14 protein-coding genes are annotated in these 19099 nt (G+C 57.4%); 9 read left to right on the top strand and 5 right to left on the bottom strand.

The genetic code is table 11. The features are described 5' to 3' along the window. The first annotated feature begins 214 nt into the window (after positions 1-214). The 5 genes from greB to feoC all read left to right on the top strand — a co-directional run bounded on the left by greB (position 215) and on the right by feoC (position 6215). Positions 215-688 (top strand): transcription elongation factor GreB, encoded by a 474-nt coding sequence (gene greB / locus OTG14_RS20980; protein WP_014885539.1) that lies wholly within the window; start codon positions 215-217, stop codon positions 686-688. An 86-nt stretch (positions 689-774) separates the two neighbouring features. Continuing rightward, positions 775-3105 carry a Tex family protein gene (locus OTG14_RS20975; RefSeq protein ID WP_024907909.1) on the top strand — a complete coding sequence of 777 codons (2331 nt, stop codon included), beginning with the start codon at positions 775-777 and terminating at the stop codon, positions 3103-3105. A 284-nt stretch (positions 3106-3389) separates the two neighbouring features. After that, positions 3390-3617, top strand: a complete 228-nt coding sequence (gene feoA, locus OTG14_RS20970) for a ferrous iron transporter A (protein ID WP_008503050.1) — start codon at positions 3390-3392, stop codon at positions 3615-3617. Between the two features lie 30 nt (positions 3618-3647). Further along, a complete protein-coding gene (gene feoB / locus OTG14_RS20965) occupies positions 3648-5966 on the top strand; it encodes a Fe(2+) transporter permease subunit FeoB (protein WP_267215701.1) in 2319 nt (772 codons plus the stop codon). A 12-nt stretch (positions 5967-5978) separates the two neighbouring features. Next, on the top strand, positions 5979-6215 hold the full coding sequence (feoC, locus tag OTG14_RS20960) for a [Fe-S]-dependent transcriptional repressor FeoC (RefSeq protein WP_024907906.1): 237 nt from the start codon (positions 5979-5981) through the stop codon (positions 6213-6215). Positions 6216-6248: 33 nt separating this feature from the next. Here feoC and OTG14_RS20955 read toward each other — a convergent pair whose 3' ends face one another. Together OTG14_RS20955 and bioH are read right to left on the bottom strand one after the other, a co-directional pair. Next, positions 6249-6518 (bottom strand): YdgH/BhsA/McbA-like domain containing protein, encoded by a 270-nt coding sequence (locus OTG14_RS20955; RefSeq protein WP_024907905.1) that lies wholly within the window; start codon positions 6516-6518, stop codon positions 6249-6251. Positions 6519-6629: 111 nt separating this feature from the next. Further along, positions 6630-7403 carry a pimeloyl-ACP methyl ester esterase BioH gene (gene bioH / locus OTG14_RS20950; protein ID WP_267215700.1) on the bottom strand — a complete coding sequence of 258 codons (774 nt, stop codon included), beginning with the start codon at positions 7401-7403 and terminating at the stop codon, positions 6630-6632. Positions 7404-7439: 36 nt separating this feature from the next. Here bioH and gntX point away from each other — a divergent pair, with 36 nt between their 5' ends. The 3 genes from gntX (at position 7440) to gntT (ending at position 10392) form a co-directional block, all read left to right on the top strand. After that, entirely contained in the window at positions 7440-8123 is a 684-nt protein-coding gene (gntX, locus tag OTG14_RS20945) for a DNA utilization protein GntX (RefSeq protein WP_024907903.1), read from the top strand. A gap of 61 nt (positions 8124-8184) precedes the next feature. Beyond that, positions 8185-8760: a Fe-S biogenesis protein NfuA gene (gene nfuA, locus OTG14_RS20940; RefSeq protein WP_008503055.1), complete on the top strand. Its 576-nt coding sequence runs from the start codon at positions 8185-8187 to the stop codon at positions 8758-8760. A 315-nt stretch (positions 8761-9075) separates the two neighbouring features. Beyond that, positions 9076-10392, top strand: a complete 1317-nt coding sequence (gntT, locus tag OTG14_RS20935; RefSeq protein WP_024907902.1) for a gluconate transporter — start codon at positions 9076-9078, stop codon at positions 10390-10392. Positions 10393-10502: 110 nt separating this feature from the next. Here gntT and malQ read toward each other — a convergent pair whose 3' ends face one another. Both malQ and malP read right to left on the bottom strand, forming a co-directional pair. Further along, positions 10503-12581 carry a 4-alpha-glucanotransferase gene (gene malQ / locus OTG14_RS20930; protein ID WP_267215699.1) on the bottom strand — a complete coding sequence of 693 codons (2079 nt, stop codon included), beginning with the start codon at positions 12579-12581 and terminating at the stop codon, positions 10503-10505. A gap of 9 nt (positions 12582-12590) precedes the next feature. Beyond that, positions 12591-14984, bottom strand: coding sequence for a maltodextrin phosphorylase (gene malP, locus OTG14_RS20925; RefSeq protein WP_267215698.1), 2394 nt, complete (start codon positions 14982-14984; stop codon positions 12591-12593). Positions 14985-15569: 585 nt separating this feature from the next. Here malP and malT point away from each other — a divergent pair. Beyond that, positions 15570-18275, top strand: a complete 2706-nt coding sequence (gene malT / locus OTG14_RS20920; protein ID WP_024908893.1) for an HTH-type transcriptional regulator MalT — start codon at positions 15570-15572, stop codon at positions 18273-18275. 62 nt (positions 18276-18337) lie between these two features. Here malT and OTG14_RS20915 read toward each other — a convergent pair whose 3' ends face one another. Beyond that, a complete protein-coding gene (locus tag OTG14_RS20915; protein WP_008503060.1) occupies positions 18338-19096 on the bottom strand; it encodes a DeoR/GlpR family transcriptional regulator in 759 nt (252 codons plus the stop codon). Positions 19097-19099 lie beyond the last annotated feature (3 nt).

Below are 19099 nucleotides of genomic sequence, written 5' to 3'. Positions count from 1 at the left end.
AAGGTTCGGATAGTCTTTGTAACAGCGTATTCTAAAAAAGTGCACGTATTCGACCAGCTAATTCTGGTATAAATTCTAGTCGAAATTGTTACAAAGCATATTTAACAGCAGCTTATCTGCTCATTTCATCACATAAATCATTATTAATCCTGTCTGTTACACTGTGTGGTACGTATTGTGCGCAAGACAGAAAACCGGCAGCAAAGGCTTTACCATGAAAACGCCCCTGATCACCCGCGAAGGGTATGAGAAGCTCAAAAAAGAGATGGATTACCTCTGGCGCGAAGAGCGTCCTGAGGTGACCAAAAAAGTGACCTGGGCCGCGAGCCTGGGCGATCGCAGCGAAAACGCTGACTACCAGTACAACAAAAAGCGGCTGCGCGAAATTGACCGCCGGGTTCGCTATCTGACGAAGTGCCTCGAGAATCTCAAAATTGTCGATTACTCCCCGCAGCAGGAGGGCAAAGTGTTCTTCGGCGCGTGGGTGGAGATTGAAAACGACGACGGTGACACCCTGCGCTTTCGCATTGTCGGCTACGATGAAATTTTTGGTCGTAAGGATTACATCTCCATCGACTCGCCGATGGCTCGCGCGCTGTTGAAAAAGGAAGTGGGCGATCTGGCCGTCGTGCAGACCCCAGCCGGCGAAGCCAGCTGGTACGTCAATGAGATCGTCTACGTAAAATAGTCCGAGAGCGCCCTCCCCGGCTGGCATTTTGCCGTGTCAGCCCGTATAACTATCCCCTGATTTTTGACCCACAAGATGATAAAGCCATGATGAAAGATTCGCTCTGCCGCATTATTGCGGGTGATATTCAGGCCAGAGCCGAACAGGTAGAAGCTGCCGTTCGCCTGCTTGATGAAGGGAACACCGTGCCATTTATTGCGCGCTATCGTAAGGAAGTCACCGGCGGTCTGGATGACACGCAGCTGCGTAACCTGGAAACCCGTCTCGGTTATCTGCGCGAACTGGAAGAACGTCGTCAGGCGATCCTCAAGTCCATCGGCGAACAGGGCAAGCTGACCAGCGAACTGGAAAGCGCCATCAATGGCACCCTGAGCAAAACCGAACTCGAAGACCTCTATCTGCCGTACAAGCCGAAGCGCCGCACGCGCGGACAGATTGCGATTGAAGCGGGTCTTGAGCCGCTGGCCGACCTGCTGTGGAACGAACCGTCCCACGATCCGGATACCGAAGCGGCGAAATTCATCGACGCCGACAAAGGCGTAGCGGATACCAAGGCCGCCCTCGACGGCGCGCGCTATATTCTGATGGAGCGCTTCGCCGAAGACGCCGCCCTGCTCGCCAAAGTGCGTGATTACCTGTGGAAGAATGCCCACATCGTCTCTACCGTCGTCGCGGGTAAAGAGGAAGAAGGCGCGAAATTCCGCGACTACTTCGATCACCACGAACCGATCTCTACCGCCCCTTCCCACCGCGCGCTGGCGATGTTCCGCGGCCGCAACGAAGGCGTGCTGCAGCTCTCCCTGAACGCCGACCCGCAGTTTGACGAGCCGCCGAAAGAGAGCCACTGCGAGCAGATTATCATCGACCATCTTGGCCTGCGCCTGAACAACGCCCCGGCGGACAGTTGGCGCAAAGGCGTGGTGAGCTGGACCTGGCGCATCAAGGTGCTGATGCACCTCGAAACCGAGCTGATGGGCACCGTGCGCGAGCGTGCCGAAGATGAAGCGATTAACGTCTTCGCCCGTAACCTGCACGACCTGCTGATGGCCGCCCCTGCTGGCCTGCGCGCCACCATGGGTCTCGATCCGGGTCTGCGCACCGGTGTAAAAGTCGCTGTGGTTGACGGCACCGGCAAGCTGGTGGCTACCGATACCATTTATCCGCACACTGGCCAGGCAGCGAAAGCGGCCGTGGTAGTGGCGGCGCTGTGCGAAAAATACAACGTAGAGCTGGTTGCCATCGGCAACGGTACGGCCTCACGTGAGACCGAGCGTTTCTACCTCGACGTGCAGAAGCAGTTCCCGAAAGTGACGGCGCAGAAAGTGATCGTCAGCGAAGCGGGGGCATCCGTCTATTCCGCATCCGAGCTGGCGGCACAGGAGTTCCCGGACCTGGACGTTTCCCTGCGCGGTGCGGTCTCTATCGCTCGCCGCCTGCAGGATCCGCTGGCGGAGCTGGTGAAGATCGACCCGAAATCCATCGGCGTGGGCCAGTATCAGCACGACGTGAGCCAGACGCAGCTGGCGCGCAAGCTGGATGCTGTCGTGGAAGACTGCGTTAACGCCGTCGGCGTTGACCTGAACACCGCCTCCGTTCCGCTGCTGACCCGCGTGGCGGGCTTAACCCGCATGATGGCGCAGAACATCGTCGCCTGGCGTGACGAGAACGGCCAGTTCCAGAACCGTCAGCAGCTGCTGAAGGTGAGCCGTCTGGGGCCAAAAGCCTTTGAGCAGTGCGCGGGCTTCCTCCGCATCAACCACGGCGATAACCCGCTCGATGCCTCCACCGTTCACCCGGAAGCGTACCCTGTGGTGGAGCGTATTCTGGCCGCCACCCAGCAGGCGCTGAAAGATCTCATGGGCGACAGCAGCGCTCTGCGCAATCTGAAAGCCGTTGATTTCACCGATGACAAATTTGGTGTCCCAACCGTTACCGACATTATCAAAGAGCTGGAAAAGCCGGGCCGCGATCCGCGTCCTGAGTTCAAAACGGCGACCTTTGCTGACGGCGTGGAAACCATGAACGACCTGCTGCCCGGCATGGTGCTGGAAGGCGCAGTGACCAACGTCACCAACTTTGGCGCGTTTGTGGATATCGGCGTGCATCAGGACGGTCTGGTCCATATCTCCTCCCTTGCCGACAAGTTCGTTGAAGACCCGCACACCGTGGTCAAAGCGGGCGACATCGTGAAGGTCAAAGTGCTGGAAGTGGACCTGCAGCGCAAGCGTATCGCCCTGACCATGCGTCTGGACGAGCAGCCGGGTGACACCAACGCGCGCCGTGGCGGAAACGGCGGTGGCCGCGAGCAGCAGCGTCCGGCCGCGAAAGCGGCAAAACCGCGCGGACGTGATGCCCAGCCTGCAGGCAACAGCGCGATGATGGATGCGCTGGCGGCAGCGATGGGTAAGAAACGCTAAACCCTCACCCTAACCCTCTCCCCACAGGGGAGAGGGAATAATAATATCGTGCCGTAATATATGAAACCGATTGCACATCCATATTTAAACCACTAATTATCACCCTGTTAACAAATACTCCCCTTTTCGTTTTCCAGGCATTTCAGCAAATATTGAGCAAGGTCAAAAAGGCCGTAAATTAATATCGCAAACAACATTCCGTCACAGTTTAAATATTGCTGATAAAAACTATTCTCATTATCATCCCATAGTAGATAATTTAACCTTTCGTGGAATCAGGCGTTATGCAATTCACTCCAGACAGTGCATGGAAGATTACCGGTTTTACCCGCGAAATTAGCCCGGCCTATCGGCAAAAGCTGCTGTCGCTGGGCATGCTGCCCGGCTCGTCCTTTCAGGTCGTACGCGTGGCGCCGCTAGGTGACCCGGTTCATATCGAAACCCGCCGCGTGAATCTGGTGCTGCGTAAGAAAGACCTCGCGTTAATAGAAGTCGAAGCCTTATCCCGATAACAAGCCAGCGGTTTCAGTGAGTCTAAAAAAATGAAAAAGTTAACTATTGGCTTAATTGGCAATCCTAATTCCGGCAAGACTACGCTTTTTAACCAGCTGACTGGAGCCCGCCAGCGCGTGGGCAACTGGGCGGGCGTGACGGTTGAGCGTAAAGAGGGCCAGTTCACGACAACGGACAACCAGGTAACGCTGGTCGACCTTCCCGGCACCTACTCCTTAACCACCATTTCGTCGCAAACCTCGCTCGATGAGCAGATTGCCTGCCACTATATTCTTGGCGGTGACGCGGACCTGCTGATCAACGTGGTCGACGCCTCCAATCTCGAGCGTAACCTTTATCTGACGCTGCAGCTGCTGGAGCTGGGGATCCCCTGCATCGTGGCGCTCAACATGCTCGACATTGCGGAGAAACAAAAGCTGCGCATCGACGTCGATGCCCTCTCCGCGCGCCTGGGTTGCCCGGTGGTTCCGCTGGTCTCGACGCGCGCGCGCGGTATTGACGCGCTGAAGCTGGCCATCGACCGTCACGCGGGTAATCGCGACATTGAGCTGGTGCATTACGCGCAGCCTCTCCTGCGCGAAGCCAATTTGCTGGCGCAGAAGATGGACAACAGCATGCCTGCGAAACAGCGCCTGTGGCTTGGACTGCAGATGCTGGAAGGGGATATCTACAGCCGCGCTTACGCCGGGCATGCGGCCGATAAGCTGGACGTGACGGTGGCCCGGCTTAGCGACGAGCTGGACGACCCGGCGCTGCACATTGCCGACGCCCGTTACCAGGCCATCGCCTCGATTTGCGACGTTGTCAGTAACGCGCTGACGGCGGAACCTAGCCGCTTTACGGCGGCGGTGGATAAGGTTGTGCTTAACCGCTTCCTAGGTTTGCCGATCTTCCTGCTGGTGATGTACGTGATGTTCCTGCTTGCCATTAACATCGGTGGCGCACTGCAGCCGATTTTTGACGCCGGTTCCGTCGCGGTCTTCGTCCACGGGATCCAGTGGGTGGGTTACACCCTGCACTTCCCGGAATGGCTCACCATCTTCCTCGCGCAGGGGATCGGCGGCGGTATCAACACCGTTCTGCCGCTGGTGCCGCAGATCGGCATGATGTATCTGTTCCTCTCGTTCCTGGAAGATTCCGGCTACATGGCGCGCGCCGCGTTCGTGATGGATCGTCTGATGCAGGCGCTGGGCCTGCCGGGTAAATCCTTCGTCCCGCTGATTGTCGGCTTCGGCTGTAACGTGCCGTCGGTGATGGGCGCACGCACCCTGGATGCGCCGCGTGAACGTCTGATGACCATCATGATGGCGCCGTTTATGTCCTGCGGTGCCCGGCTGGCGATCTTTGCGGTCTTTGCGGCAGCCTTCTTTGGCCAGCAGGGCGCGCTGGCGGTCTTCTCGCTGTATGTGCTGGGCATCGTGATGGCGATCCTCACCGGTCTGATGCTGAAGCACACCATCATGCGCGGTGAAGCGTCACCGTTTGTGATGGAGCTGCCGGTGTACCACGTGCCGCATCTGAAAAGCCTGGCGATCCAGACCTGGCAGCGCCTGAAAGGCTTTGTGCTGCGCGCCGGTAAGGTAATTGTCATTGTCAGCATTTTCCTGAGCGCGCTGAACAGCTTCACCCTCAGCGGGCAGGCGGCAGATAACATCAACGACTCTGCCCTCGCTTCCGTCAGCCGCGTCATCACGCCGGTCTTCAAACCGATTGGCGTGCATGAGGATAACTGGCAGGCAACCGTCGGGCTGTTCACCGGTGCGATGGCGAAAGAGGTGGTTGTCGGCACCCTGAACACGCTTTACACCGCTGAGAACATTCAGGAACAGGAATTTAATCCAGCAGAGTTTCATCTCGGTCATGAGCTGCTGGGTGCCGTAGAGGAAACCTGGCAGAGCCTGAAGGACACCTTCAGCCTGAGCGTGCTGGCGAACCCGATTGAGGCCAGCAAAGGCGACGGCGAAATGGCGACGGGTGCCATGGGCGTGATGGGCGAGAAATTTGGCAGCGCGTCCGCGGCCTACAGCTACCTTATCTTCGTTCTGCTCTACATTCCGTGCATCTCGGTGATGGGGGCGATTGCCCGCGAGTCCAGCCGCGGCTGGATGGGCTTCTCCATCCTGTGGGGGTTAAATATTGCGTACTCGCTGTCGACGCTCTTTTATCAAACCGTTAACTTCAGTCAGCATCCGCGCTACAGCCTGGTCTGCATTCTCGCGGTTGTGCTGTTTAACGTGGTAGTGCTCGGTCTGCTGCGGCGGGCACGCAGCCGCGTCGATATCGACCTGCTGGCAAACCGTAAAACCGCCGCGACCTGCTGCAGCAGCCCGGCGGGCGACTGCCACTAAGGAGTACACCACATGGCATCGTTGATTCAGGTTCGTGACCTGCTGGCGCTACAGGGGCGGATGGAGGCGAAACAGTTGAGCCTCAGCCTGCATACGCCGCAGCCGATGATCGATGCCATGCTGGAAAGACTGGAAGCCATGGGGAAAGCCGTGCGGATTCAGGAAGACGCGGACGGCTGTCTCTCCGGCAGTTGTAAAAGCTGTCCGGAAGGAAAGGCCTGCCTCAGGGAGTGGTGGGCACTGCGCTAGTAAAGCCAGGCATCGCTGCCCGGCTTTATCGTATTACTTGTAGACGTCCGCCGTTGCGCGTACGTTCTTCGTGTCTTTGTTTGCACTGGTTACCACGTAGTACGTCCCACCCAGTTCATCCGCTTTCTTCGACAGCTCTCTGCGAGCATCCATCGGCGCGGTAGTATCAGACGTAGAGATCTCACCAACTTTGGTCAGATTCATGCCGGCAACTTTATCTTTTTCCAGCTCTTTTGCCGCAAAGACGCCAAATGAAAGTGACCCAATAACCAGAGAAGTGACAATACCTGTAACAAGTTTCATAACCTGACTCTCCATAGGATTGTTGTTTTGATTATCGTAAGCAGAACAACCGCAACGACATCTGGAGTATGGTTGCGGTGTGTAACTTTTTCCAGGCTGGATAGAAAATAATCAGTCGAAACGTTGACTTAACGCAATGAGCGCTGAACAAAACTCCGCCGGATGAGAGATGAACGGGGCATGTGCAGCTTTGGCAACGATCTGCGATTCGCTGTTTGGCCACAGTTCATCCAGCAGCGGAGCCACTTTGCGCGGCACAATTCCGTCAAGGTAACCATAAATACGCAGGTGCGGCAGCGTCAGGGCGGCCAGCGGCGCGCGCAGATCAACGGTTTTCAGGAGCTCAAGACCGCCGTTTAGCACCTCAACCTCCGGCATCGGCAGCGACAGCACGGTTTGCTTCAGCGTGCGGGCATCCTTACGGGCGGTTTCAGTTCCCATCGTCTGCAGGGCGAGGAAGCGCTCTACGGTCCGCTGGAAATCTTCGCTCAGCTGCTGCTGGAATCCCGCCAGTACCTCGGGTTTTATCCCCGGCCACGCGTCCTGCGCGCTAAAACAGGGCGACGACGCCACCGTCACCAGCGCTTGTACGCGGTCTGGTCGCGACAGCGCAACCTGGCTCGCCACCAGCCCGCCCAGGCTCCAGCCCAGCCAGACAGCGTTTTGCGGCGCGGCGTCCAGAACCTGCTGCGCCATCTCATCAAGCGACAACGCGCCATATCCGCGGCTGCGGCCAAAGCCGGGTAAATCCACCAGATGCAGTGTGAAATGCGAGGCGAGTTCCTCACGTATGCAATGCCATATCTCCGCATTCAGGCCCCATCCGTGCAGCAGCACAAGATGGCAATTTCCTGTCCCTACAGTCTGCCACCACAGCGTCTTCATCAGTTACTGTTCTCTTTTTTCACATGGAGGTTGCACATGCTAACAGTACCTGGGTTGTGCTGGCTATGCCGAATGCCGCTGGCGCTCAGCGGGTGGGGCGTCTGCTCCGTCTGTACGCGTTCGCTGGAATGGCGTATCGGGATCTGTCCACAATGTGGTTTACCGGCCACAAATTCCTCTTTGCCCTGCGGCCGCTGCCTGAAGAAATCCCCGCCGTGGAGCGCGCTGGTGGCCGTGGATGATTATGTTCCACCGCTGAGCAGGCTGATTCACGCGCTGAAGTTTTCCGGGCAGAGCTCGCTTGCACCGCCCCTTGCCCGCCTGCTATTGCTGGCGGTTTTGCAGGCACGGCGTCATCGCGCACTGCCGAAAATTGACAGGGTGGTGAATGTCCCCTTATACCGACATCGGCACTGGCGGCGCGGCTATAACCAGAGTGACCTGATCTGCCGTCCCCTCGCACGGTGGCTCGGCTGTCGGTATGATGCCAGCGCGCTGACGCGTGTTCATGCCACCGCCATCCAGCATCAGCTCAGCGCGCGGCTTCGCAAAAGAAATCTCAAAAATGCCTTTCGCCTTGAATTACCGGTCGACGGTCTCCATATCGCGATTGTGGATGATGTCGTCACCACGGGCAGTACCGTTGCTGAACTTTCCCGACTGCTTTTGCGAAGCGGCGCCGCGTCGGTTCAGGTATGGTGTCTGTGCCGTACCTTGTAGCCCTTCTTCAATGGGCGTATGATTATACCCAGGTAATTTAGTCAACTATTAGGCCAAAGCTATGATCCGTATTTCCGATTCTGCACAAGCGCACTTTGCCAAACTGCTGGCAAATCAGGAAGAAGGGACGCAGATCCGCGTGTTTGTGATTAATCCAGGCACTCCGAATGCAGAATGTGGTGTTTCTTATTGTCCTCCGGACGCTGTGGAAGCCACCGACACTGCCCTTAAATTTGAACAGCTCACCGCCTATGTTGATGAGCTGAGCGCACCGTATCTTGAAGATGCGGAGATCGACTTCGTCACCGATCAGCTGGGTTCTCAGCTGACCCTGAAAGCGCCGAACGCGAAAATGCGTAAAGTGTCTGACGATGCCCCGCTGATGGAGCGCGTCGAGTATCTGCTGCAATCCCAGATTAACCCGCAGCTGGCAGGCCACGGCGGCCGTGTTTCCCTGATGGAAATCACCGACGAAGGTTTTGCCATTCTGCAGTTTGGCGGCGGTTGTAACGGTTGTTCAATGGTCGATGTCACCCTGAAAGAAGGGATCGAGAAGCAGCTGCTGAACGAGTTCCCGGAACTGAAAGGCGTGCGTGACCTGACCGAACACCAGCGCGGCGAGCACTCCTACTACTGATTCATTGCACGTCTGTTTTGCCCGGTGGCGCTGCGCTTACCGGGCCTACAAAACCCTGCCCCCCTCTTCGTTCCCCTCTATATGTTGACCTGCGTCTCATAATTCACATTTTGCCTGCCAGGGTGATTCTCAATCACGTCATGTTACCCGTATCATTCTCATGGGCACTAAGCACACTCATAACAGCCGACTAAACTTAATGGTTTCCAAGGCATCAGTATTAGTGCCGTTACTTCTCTGTTCCCAGTTGGGACAAACGGAATGTGTCGTTGAAACAATGACGTTACCCATAACAATTCAAAGGCCAGGTAAATCATGCCATTAGTCATCGTTGCTATCGGTGTTGTGTTATTACTGCTCTTGATGATCCGTTTCAAAATGAACGGATTTATCGCTCTGGTTCTGGTGGCACTTGCAGTCGGTCTGATGCAGGGTATGCCGCTGGTTAAAGTTATCAGTTCCATCAAAGCCGGTGTCGGCGGCACGCTCGGCAGCCTGGCGTTGATCATGGGCTTCGGCGCCATGCTCGGTAAAATGCTGGCGGACTGTGGTGGCGCCCAGCGTATTGCTACCACGCTTATCGACAAATTTGGTAAAAAGAATATTCAGTGGGCAGTGGTGTTAACCGGTTTTACCGTCGGTTTCGCGCTGTTCTACGAAGTGGGCTTCGTGCTGATGCTGCCGCTGGTGTTCACCATCGCAGCTGCAGCGAGCATCCCGCTGCTGTATGTTGGTGTGCCGATGGCTGCGGCGCTGTCCGTGACCCACGGCTTCCTGCCGCCGCACCCGGGTCCAACCGCTATCGCGACCATCTTCCACGCGGATATGGGTAAAACCCTGCTGTTCGGTACGATTCTGGCGATCCCGACGGTGATTCTGGCAGGCCCGGTTTATGCCCGCTTCCTGAAGGGCATTGATAAGCCAATCCCGGAAGGTCTGTACAGCGCCAAAACCTTCACCGAAGAAGAGATGCCTGGTTTTGGCGTCAGCGTCTGGACCTCTCTGGTACCGGTGATCCTGATGGCAATGCGTGCCGTGGCAGAGATGATCCTGCCGAAAGGTCATGCGTTCCTGTCCGTTGCGGAATTCCTGGGTGACCCGGTGATGGCAACGCTGATCGCAGTGCTGATCGCGATGTTCACCTTCGGTCTTAATCGCGGCCGTTCAATGGATCAGATCAACGACACGCTGACCTCGTCCATCAAAATCATTGCCATGATGCTCCTGATCATCGGCGGTGGTGGTGCATTCAAGCAGGTTCTGGTCGACAGCGGCGTGGACAAATACATCGCTGCCATGATGCATGAAACCAACGTGTCGCCGCTCCTGATGGCCTGGTCTATTGCCGCGGTTCTGCGTATTGCGCTGGGCTCTGCGACCGTTGCGGCGATTACCGCAGGCGGTATCGTTGCTCCGCTGATTGCCACCACGGGCGTGAGCCCTGAGCTGATGGTTATCGCCGTCGGTTCCGGTAGCGTGATTTTCTCTCACGTTAACGACCCGGGCTTCTGGCTGTTCAAGGAGTACTTCAACCTGACGATCGGTGAAACCATCAAGTCCTGGTCCGCGCTGGAAACCATTATTTCGGTGTGCGGTCTGGTCGGGGTGCTGCTGCTCAATATGGTGGTCTGATGCCATAAGTCGGGTGGCGGCTTCGCCTTACCCGACCTACTCGATACATGTAGGCCCGGTAAGCGCAGCGCCACCGGGCAATAAAAAACCCGCCACTGGCGGGTTTTTTATCACTTCTTACCGGCTGCTTTTCGCCGCTTATCCAAATCCTTAATCAGCCTGTTCACCCCGTCATCGGCAAACATCTTCTCAAGCGTGGTGGACAGCTTGCGACGCCAGTTCTTGTACTGATAGCTGGTGCCCGGAATGTTCACCGGCTCCGCCATATCAATCCAGTCTTCCGGCTGCAGGCCCAGCAGGGCGCTGTTGCTGTCGGCAATATAGCGCTGCAAACCACGGTTGAGGGTCGCGGTCATCGACATCAACGACGCCTTATGCCCGGCGCGTTTCGGCAGACAGCCCTGCTCGTGCAGCGCATCCAGCAGCCCCTGCTTAGAAAGCTCGCGATCCTGATACAGGCCGCGCAGAACCTCTTCATCAGGATACAGTCCCAGCGTTTTGCCGAGCGTCAGATCGCCGCTTTCCCAATAGCCACGAAGCGTAGGAAGGTCATGCGTCGTCGCGACTGCCATTGACTGTTCAGGGTACGCTTTCGGCGCGCGGAAGGTTTTCTCATGGTCGTTTTCAAAATAGAGCACTTTGTAGGAGTAGACGCCGCTGTCGCGGAGCTTGCTGACAATTTCCACCGGCACGGTACCGAGATCTTCACCGATCACCATGCACTGGTGACGCTTACTTTCCAGCGCCAGGATCGACAGCAGATCGTCAACCGGATACTGCACATACGCCCCATGATCCGCCGTTTCACCGTACGGGATCCACCACAGGCGCAGCACGGACATCACGTGGTCAATACGCAGCGCGCCGCAGTTCTGCATGTTCGCGCGCAGCAGGTCGATGAACGGCTCGTAGGCGCGCGCCGCCATGACGTGCGGATCCATCGGCGGTAATCCCCAGTTCTGGCCCAGCGGGCCCAGGATATCCGGTGGCGCCCCCACGGAGGCCTTCAGGCAGTACAGCTCACGGTCGCACCAGGTTTCCGCGCCGCCCTCCGCCACGCCCACGGCCAGGTCACGGTACAGGCCAATCGGCATTTTATAGCCCTGGCTCACCTGCCAGCAGGCGGCAAACTGGCTGTACGCCAGCCACTGCAGCCACAGGTAGAAGTCCACCTCATCGGCATATTTTTTACAGAACGCTTTTACTTCCGGCGTGTCGACGGACTGATACGCTTCAGGCCAGACCGGCCAGCCCCAGCGCATTTCGTCCTCTTTCACCTGATACGCGTGCAGCGCATCAAACGCCGCCTGCCAGTACAGGCTCTCGCCCTCCTGCGTCACAAACTGACGGAACGCGGCCATCTGCTCGTCGTCACGCTGCGAAAAGCCTTTCCACGCCAGGCGCAGCGCGGCCATTTTCAGCGCCGTGACGGTGGAATAGTCCACCCAGTCTGCGTCGCGCGCCTGCTTCAGCGCCTGCTGCGTGGTGCTGAGTTTCCACCACGCCTGCGCCTCTTTGCTGTTTTTGAAGTCATCTAAGGCGTTAACGTCGATATAAATCACGTTCAGCCAGCGACGGGAGGACGGGCTGTACGGGCTGGCGCTCTCCGGGTTGGCGGGATAAAGCGCGTGGATCGGGTTGAGGCCGATGAACGCGCCGCCGCGCTCGCCCACGGATGCCAGCATGTTCTTCAGATCGCCAAAATCACCGATGCCCCAGTTGCTGTCGGAACGCAGGGTGTAGAGCTGCACGCAGGCGCCCCACAGCTTTTTACCTTCAAGCAGCGCCTGCGGCTCGTAGCAGCGTTTTGGCGCGACGATCACCCGGCAGTGGAAACGCAGGTCATCCTGGGTGAGCGTGAGGGTGTGATAGCCCTCCGGCAGCTTTGCCGGAAGGTTTAACGTTTTGCCGCCGGTGGCGTGGCCTTTGTGCTGATGCCCCTCTTCGGTGGTCAGCAGCCAGCTAAACTCGCCGCGCCCCTCCACCGCCAGCGGCATCTTTTTGCCTGCGGTGAATACCTTCACGTTCGGCACCGGCGCAGCCGACGCTTTCGCGTCGGTTTTGTGCATAGCGTCCAGCAAACGTCTTTTGGTGTCGGCGCCAATAGACTGCGGTTTGCCGTGAGCATTAATGTAACTGAGGCTGATCCCCGCCGCCTGCGCGGCGCTGTCCAGACGTTTACTCTCCATCGCGCTTCCTTAGCGTTTTGCCTGCCAGATACGGGCCTGATAATCACGGATTGAACGGTCAGAGCTGAACATACCGCAGCGGGCGGTGTTCAGGATGCACGCCCGGGTCCACGCCTCCTGATCGCGATAGAGCACGTCGACCAGCTTTTGCGCTTCGACATAGGCCGTGAAGTCCGCCATCACCAGATACGGGTCACCGCCGTGTTTGTCCATGCTGTGCAGCATCTGGTCAAACGCGTGCTTGTCGCCGTCGCTGTATTTACCGCTTTCCAGTTCCTTCAGCACCGCGTCCAGCACTTTGTCTTTCTTACGCCATTTCACCGGGTCATAGCCTTTGGCCTTGATGGCTTTCACCTCTTCCACGGTATGGCCGAAGATAAAGATATTCTCTTCCCCCACCTTCTCGGCGATTTCGACGTTGGCCCCGTCGAGCGTACCGACGGTAAGCGCGCCGTTCAGCGCCAGCTTCATGTTGCCGGTACCGGACGCTTCTTTCCCTGCGGTAGAGATCTGCTCGGAGATATCCGCCGCCGGGATCAGCATTTCAGCCGCCGAGACGCAGTAATCCGGCAGGAACACCACCTTCAGCTTGTCGCCCACTTTCGGATCGCTGTTGATCGCCGCCGCCACTTTATTGATGGCGAGGATGATGTTTTTCGCCAGGTAGTAGCCCGGCGCCGCTTTCGCACCGAACAGGAACACGCGCGGCACGCGGTCGGCCTGCGGGTTCTCGCGGATCTCTTTGTATAGCGCCAGAATGTGCAGCAGGTTCAGGTGCTGGCGTTTGTACTCGTGCAGACGTTTGATCTGGATATCGAAAATCGCATTCGGGTTGATCTCAATCCCGGTACGCATTTTCACGAACTCCGCCAGGCGAACCTTGTTCTCCAGCTTGATCGCACGGTACTGCTCGCGGAATTTCGCGTCGTCGGCCTGTTTTTCCAGGTTGATGAGCTGGTCCAGATCGTTGGCCCACTCTTTCTTCAGGGTCTTGTCCAGCAGGCCGGCCAGCAGCGGGTTGCACTGCTTGATCCAGCGACGCGGCGTGATGCCGTTGGTCACGTTGTGGAATTTGGTTGGCCACAGCTGGTGGTATTCAGGGAACAGATCTTTCACCACCAGATCCGAGTGTAGCGCCGCCACGCCGTTCACCGCAAAGCCGCTGACTACGCACATGTTTGCCATGCGCACCTGCTTATCGTGAACCACCGCCAGCTTCGCCCAGACCGCTTTGTTGCCCGGCCAGGTTTTATCCACGAGCTTTTTAAACTGGTCGTTAATCTTGTTGATGATCTGCATGTGGCGCGGCAGCAGCGCTTTCACCAGCTTCTCATCCCAGCACTCGAGCGCTTCCGGCATCAGGGTGTGGTTGGTGTAGGCAAAGGTACGGCTGGTGATGGCCCAGGCGTCATCCCAGCTCAGCTGATGCTCGTCGATCAGCACGCGCAGCAGTTCCGGGATCGCAATCGTCGGGTGCGTGTCGTTGAGCTGAATCACTTCGAAGTCCGGCAGCTGCGCCAGCTTGCGGCCCGCCAGGTGATGGCGACGCAGAATGTCCGCCACGGAGCAGGCGCACTGGAAGTACTGCTGCATCAGGCGCAGCTTTTTACCGGCCAGGTGGTTGTCGTTCGGATAGAGGACTTTGGTCAGCTTCTCGGCGTCGATACCCTGCTGCTCGGCGCGCAGGAAATCGCCGTCGTTGAATTTGGTCAGGTTAAACGGATGGGCGTGCTTCGCCTGCCACAGACGCAGCGGCTGCGCCACACCGTTACGGTAGCCAAGCACCGGCAGATCCCAGGCTTCACCGGTGATGGTGAACGCTGGCTCCCAGAGCCCCTGCTTTGTCACTTTCCCGCCAATGCCAACCTGCACATCCAGCTGCGCGTTGTGGCGGAACCACGGATAGGTATTGCGATGCCAGTCGTCCGGCGCTTCCATCTGATGTCCGTCGGCAAACGACTGACGGAACAGGCCGTACTGGTAGTTCAGGCCGTAGCCAATCGCCGACTGGCCGACGGTCGCCATGGAGTCCAGGAAACAGGCCGCCAGACGTCCCAGGCCGCCGTTGCCCAGCGCCGGGTCAATCTCTTCTTCCAGCAGGTCGGTCAGGTTAATGTCGTGCTCTTTCAGCACATCACCGACTTCCTGATACCAGCCGAGGTTCAACAGGTTGTTGCCCGTCAGACGGCCAATCAGGAACTCCATTGAAATGTAGTTTACATGGCGCTGGCCTTTTACCGGTTTTGCCAGGGGTTGAGCATCCAGCTGCTCTGCGAGCGCACCGCTCACTGCCTGCCACCACTGGTGAGGCGTCATTTCGTTTGCAGCATGAAGGCCAAAACGCTGCCACTGACGCGTCAGGGTAGCCTGGAATTGAGCTTTGTTGAAGGTAGGCTGTGACATAGGGGATCGGCATCCTTTAGAAAGAAAACACAAGTTGGCGCTAGTGTGCCTGGCTCATTTCCCCTCTTCCTCCTCCCGTGGGGGATTAGACAGGGAGGAGTAGCGGGGATGAGCAGAAAAGTGTGATCGAGGCCACTCTCAGAGCATAGTTCGAGTGTGCCCGGAAGATAAAAAAGTAACCGAGGATAATGTCAAAGAAATGAAATGCAGTTTCGGGTGAAATCAAACCCCACCGAAATAATTACTTACGTAGAATAATATTTCTGCAATCGGGTAATCGCTAAGGAGATTATTAATCTCCCTTAACTTTACCAGCAGTATATTAAATTTGACGTCACTATCCCTTTCTGAAACCAGTTTCAGCGCAGCGGTAACCAGTACAGACAAGCCAGCAGTGACGCGGCGTCAAAGACCTTTCCAGAAAGTTCCATCTTCTTCCTGAATGTTTTGTGACAGAGTGCAAATTCACAGCCACCAAATCCAGACATAACTTGCAATAGTTAACTTATTGGCCGACCTTATATCCATTAATTACGAAGCGCAAAAAAAATAAAATCTCTCGTTCCCCACAGTGAAGTGAAACCTATGTTGATTCCGTCTAAATTAAGTCGCCCGGTTCGCCTTGACCATACAGTGGTCCGCGAACGTCTGTTGGCTAAACTTTCCGGCGCGCATAATTTCCGACTGGCGCTGGTTACGAGCCCTGCAGGTTATGGAAAAACAACGCTCATTTCGCAATGGGCCGCAGGTAAGAGCGATCTTGGCTGGTACTCCCTCGATGAGGGCGATAACCAGCAAGAGCGTTTTGCCAGCTATCTGATTGCTGCCATACAGCAAGCCACCCATGGACACTGCGTCGCCAGTGAGATGATGGTGCAAAAGCGCCAGTATGCCAGCTTGTCTTCCCTTTTCTCTCAGCTGTTTATCGAACTGGCCGAATGGCATCGCCCGCTTTACGTGGTGATTGATGATTATCATCTCATCACTAACCCGGTGATTCATGAATCGATGCGTTTCTTCCTGCGCCATCAGCCGGAAAACCTGACTTTAGTCGTGCTGTCACGCAACCTGCCGCAGCTGGGTATTGCCAACCTGCGCGTGCGCGATCAGCTTCTGGAAGTGGGCAGCCAGCAGTTGGCCTTTACCCACCAGGAAGCAAAACAGTTCTTTGACTGCCGCCTGACCTCACCGATTGAGGCCGCCGAAAGCAGCCGTCTGTGTGATGACGTTGCGGGCTGGGCCACGGCGCTGCAGCTTATCGCCCTCTCTGCCCGGCAAAACAACAGTCCGGCGCATCAGTCTGCGCGGCGTCTGGCGGGCATCAACGCCAGCCACCTTTCTGACTACCTGGTGGATGAGGTGCTGGACAGCGTCGATCCCTCGACGCGTAATTTCCTGCTGAAAAGCTCTCTGCTGCGTTCCATGAATGATGCGCTCATCGTGCGGGTGACGGGCTGTGAAAACGGTCAGCTGCAGCTCGAAGAGATTGAACGTCAGGGCCTTTTCCTGACGCGCATGGACGATCCGGGCGAGTGGTTTAGCTATCACCCGCTGTTTGGTAGCTTCCTGCGCCAGCGCTGTCAGTGGGAAATGGCGGTTGAACTCCCGGAGATTCACCGTGCCGCCGCTGAAGGCTGGATGGCACAAGGTTTCCCGAGCGAGGCCATCCACCACGCGCTGGCCGCCGGTGATGCCAGCATGCTGCGCGATATCCTCCTCAACCATGCATGGGGCCTGTTTAACCACAGCGAACTGACGCTGCTGGAAGAGTCCCTCAAAGCCCTGCCGTGGGAAAGCCTGCTGGAGAACCCGCGTCTGGTGCTGCTGCAGGCCTGGCTGATGCAGAGCCAGCATCGTTACAGCGAAGTGAACACCCTGCTGGCGCGCGCCGAGCAGGAGATGGAAAGCGAAATGGATACCACCCTGCACGGCGAGTTCAACGCGCTGCGCGCTCAGGTGGCCATTAACGACGGCGACCCGGACGAAGCTGAACGGCTGGCGATGGTCGCGCTGGATGAACTGCCGCTGGCTAACTTCTACAGCCGCATCGTGGCGACCTCGGTGCACGGCGAAGTGCTGCACTGCAAAGGCGATCTCACGCGTTCACTTTCACTGATGCAGCAAACCGAGCAGATGGCGCGTCGTCATGATGTCTGGCACTACGCGCTGTGGAGCCTGATCCAACAGAGTGAGATTTTATTCGCGCAGGGGTTCCTGCAGGCCGCCTGGGAAAACCAGGAAAAAGCGTTCCAGCTGATTCGTGAACAGCACCTGGAACAGCTGCCGATGCACGAGTTCCTGTTGCGTATTCGCGCTCAGCTGCTGTGGGCATGGTCGCGTCTGGATGAAGCAGAAAGCTGCGCCCGTCAGGGTGTAGACGTGCTCTCCAGCTTCCAGCCGCAGCAGCAGCTGCAGTGCCTGGCGCTGCTGGTGCAGTGCTCGCTGGCGCGCGGCGATCTCGATAACGCCCGCAACCATCTGAACCGCCTGGAGAACCTGCTCGGCAACGGCCAGTATCATAGCGACTGGGTATCGAACGCCGATAAGGTTCGGGTGATTTACTGGCAGATGACCGGCGATAAAAAATCCGCCGCCAACTGGCTGCGTCAGACGCCAAAACCGGAATTTGCCAACAACCACTTCCTGCAGAGCCAGTGGCGCAACATTGCCCGCGCGCAGATCCTGCTCGGTGATTTAGAGCCCGCAGAGATTGTCCTGGAAGAGCTGAACGAGAACGCGCGCAGCCTGCGCCTGATGAGCGACCTGAACCGCAACCTGCTGCTGCAGAACCAGCTCTACTGGCAGGCGGGTCGTAAAAATGATGCCCAGCGCGTGCTGCTGGAGGCGCTGCAGCTGGCTAACCGCACCGGGTTTATCAGCCACTTTGTGATTGAAGGTGAAGTGATGGCGCAGCAGCTGCGTCAGCTTATTCAGCTCAACACGCTGCCGGAGCTGGATCAGCATCGCGCCCAGCGTATTCTGCGCGAGATTAACCAGCATCATCGGCACAAGTTCGCGCACTTCGATGAGAACTTCGTTGAACGTCTGCTGAACCACCCGGAAGTGCCGGAGCTAATTCGCACCAGCCCGCTCACCCAGCGCGAATGGCAGGTTCTGGGGCTGATCTATTCAGGCTACAGCAACGAGCAGATTGCCGGTGAGCTTGCGGTGGCGGCGACCACCATCAAAACGCATATCCGCAACCTGTACCAGAAGCTGGGCGTGGCGCATCGTCAGGATGCGGTACAGCATGCACAGCAGCTGTTGAAGATGATGGGGTACGGAGTTTAGGTTTTTTGCGGCCTGATGCCCTCACCCCGACCCTCTCCCACAGGGAGAGGGAGAACGGCTTTTCAACACAACTCTAACTGCAAATTATTATCTTTAATCACCTGCATCACGCCCGCCGGCGGCATCACGTCGGTGTAGACCGCATCCACCATGCTGATGCTGCCCATGTTCACCATCGCGTTACGGCCAAACTTCGAATGGTCTACCACCAGCATCACGTGGCGCGAGTTTTCAATGATCGCGCGCTTGGTGCGCACCTCGTGGTAATCAAACTCCAGCAGCGAGCCGTCGCTGTCGATGCCGCTGATCCCCAGAATGCCGAAGTCGAGGCGGAACTGAGAGATAAAATCGAGGGTCGCTTCGCCGATAATCCCGCCGTCGCGGCTGCGCAGTTCGCCGCCCGCGAGGATGATGCGGAAATCGTCTTTCTGCATCAGGGTGTTGGCCACGTTCAGGTTGTTGGTGACCACGCGCAGGTTCTCGTGATCCAGCAGCGCATGGGCGACCGCTTCCGGCGTGGTGCCGATATCAATAAACAGCGTTGCCCCGTTCGGGATCTGGCTGGCGACCTTGCGGGCAATACGCTCTTTCTCCGCCGTCTGCGTGGCTTTACGGTCGTGCCAGGAGGTGTTGACCGAACTCGACGGCAGCGCCGCGCCGCCGTGGTGGCGCAGAATACGGTTCTGATCGGCCAGGTCGTTCAGGTCACGACGGATGGTTTGTGGGCTGACGGCAAACTGCTCCACCAGCTCTTCGGTGCTGACGTATCCCTGTTTTTTTACCAGTTCGATAATGGCGTCATGACGTTGTGTTTGTTTCATCAA

It is taken from the genome of Enterobacter pseudoroggenkampii, assembly GCF_026420145.1.
Taxonomy (GTDB): domain Bacteria; phylum Pseudomonadota; class Gammaproteobacteria; order Enterobacterales; family Enterobacteriaceae; genus Enterobacter; species Enterobacter pseudoroggenkampii.
Note: the sequence above shows the minus strand (reverse complement) of the source record. Positions and strands in the feature narration are given on the sequence as shown.

Coding starts and splice junctions, on each gene's coding strand:
- greB (WP_014885539.1), top strand. CDS start 215: ATGAAAACGCCCCTGATCACCCGCGAAGGGTATGAGAAGCTCAAAAAA.
- OTG14_RS20975 (WP_024907909.1), top strand. CDS start 775: ATGATGAAAGATTCGCTCTGCCGCATTATTGCGGGTGATATTCAGGCC.
- feoA (WP_008503050.1), top strand. CDS start 3,390: ATGCAATTCACTCCAGACAGTGCATGGAAGATTACCGGTTTTACCCGC.
- feoB (WP_267215701.1), top strand. CDS start 3,648: ATGAAAAAGTTAACTATTGGCTTAATTGGCAATCCTAATTCCGGCAAG.
- feoC (WP_024907906.1), top strand. CDS start 5,979: ATGGCATCGTTGATTCAGGTTCGTGACCTGCTGGCGCTACAGGGGCGG.
- OTG14_RS20955 (WP_024907905.1), bottom strand. CDS start 6,518: ATGAAACTTGTTACAGGTATTGTCACTTCTCTGGTTATTGGGTCACTT.
- bioH (WP_267215700.1), bottom strand. CDS start 7,403: ATGAAGACGCTGTGGTGGCAGACTGTAGGGACAGGAAATTGCCATCTT.
- gntX (WP_024907903.1), top strand. CDS start 7,440: ATGCTAACAGTACCTGGGTTGTGCTGGCTATGCCGAATGCCGCTGGCG.
- nfuA (WP_008503055.1), top strand. CDS start 8,185: ATGATCCGTATTTCCGATTCTGCACAAGCGCACTTTGCCAAACTGCTG.
- gntT (WP_024907902.1), top strand. CDS start 9,076: ATGCCATTAGTCATCGTTGCTATCGGTGTTGTGTTATTACTGCTCTTG.
- malQ (WP_267215699.1), bottom strand. CDS start 12,581: ATGGAGAGTAAACGTCTGGACAGCGCCGCGCAGGCGGCGGGGATCAGC.
- malP (WP_267215698.1), bottom strand. CDS start 14,984: ATGTCACAGCCTACCTTCAACAAAGCTCAATTCCAGGCTACCCTGACG.
- malT (WP_024908893.1), top strand. CDS start 15,570: ATGTTGATTCCGTCTAAATTAAGTCGCCCGGTTCGCCTTGACCATACA.
- OTG14_RS20915 (WP_008503060.1), bottom strand. CDS start 19,096: ATGAAACAAACACAACGTCATGACGCCATTATCGAACTGGTAAAAAAA.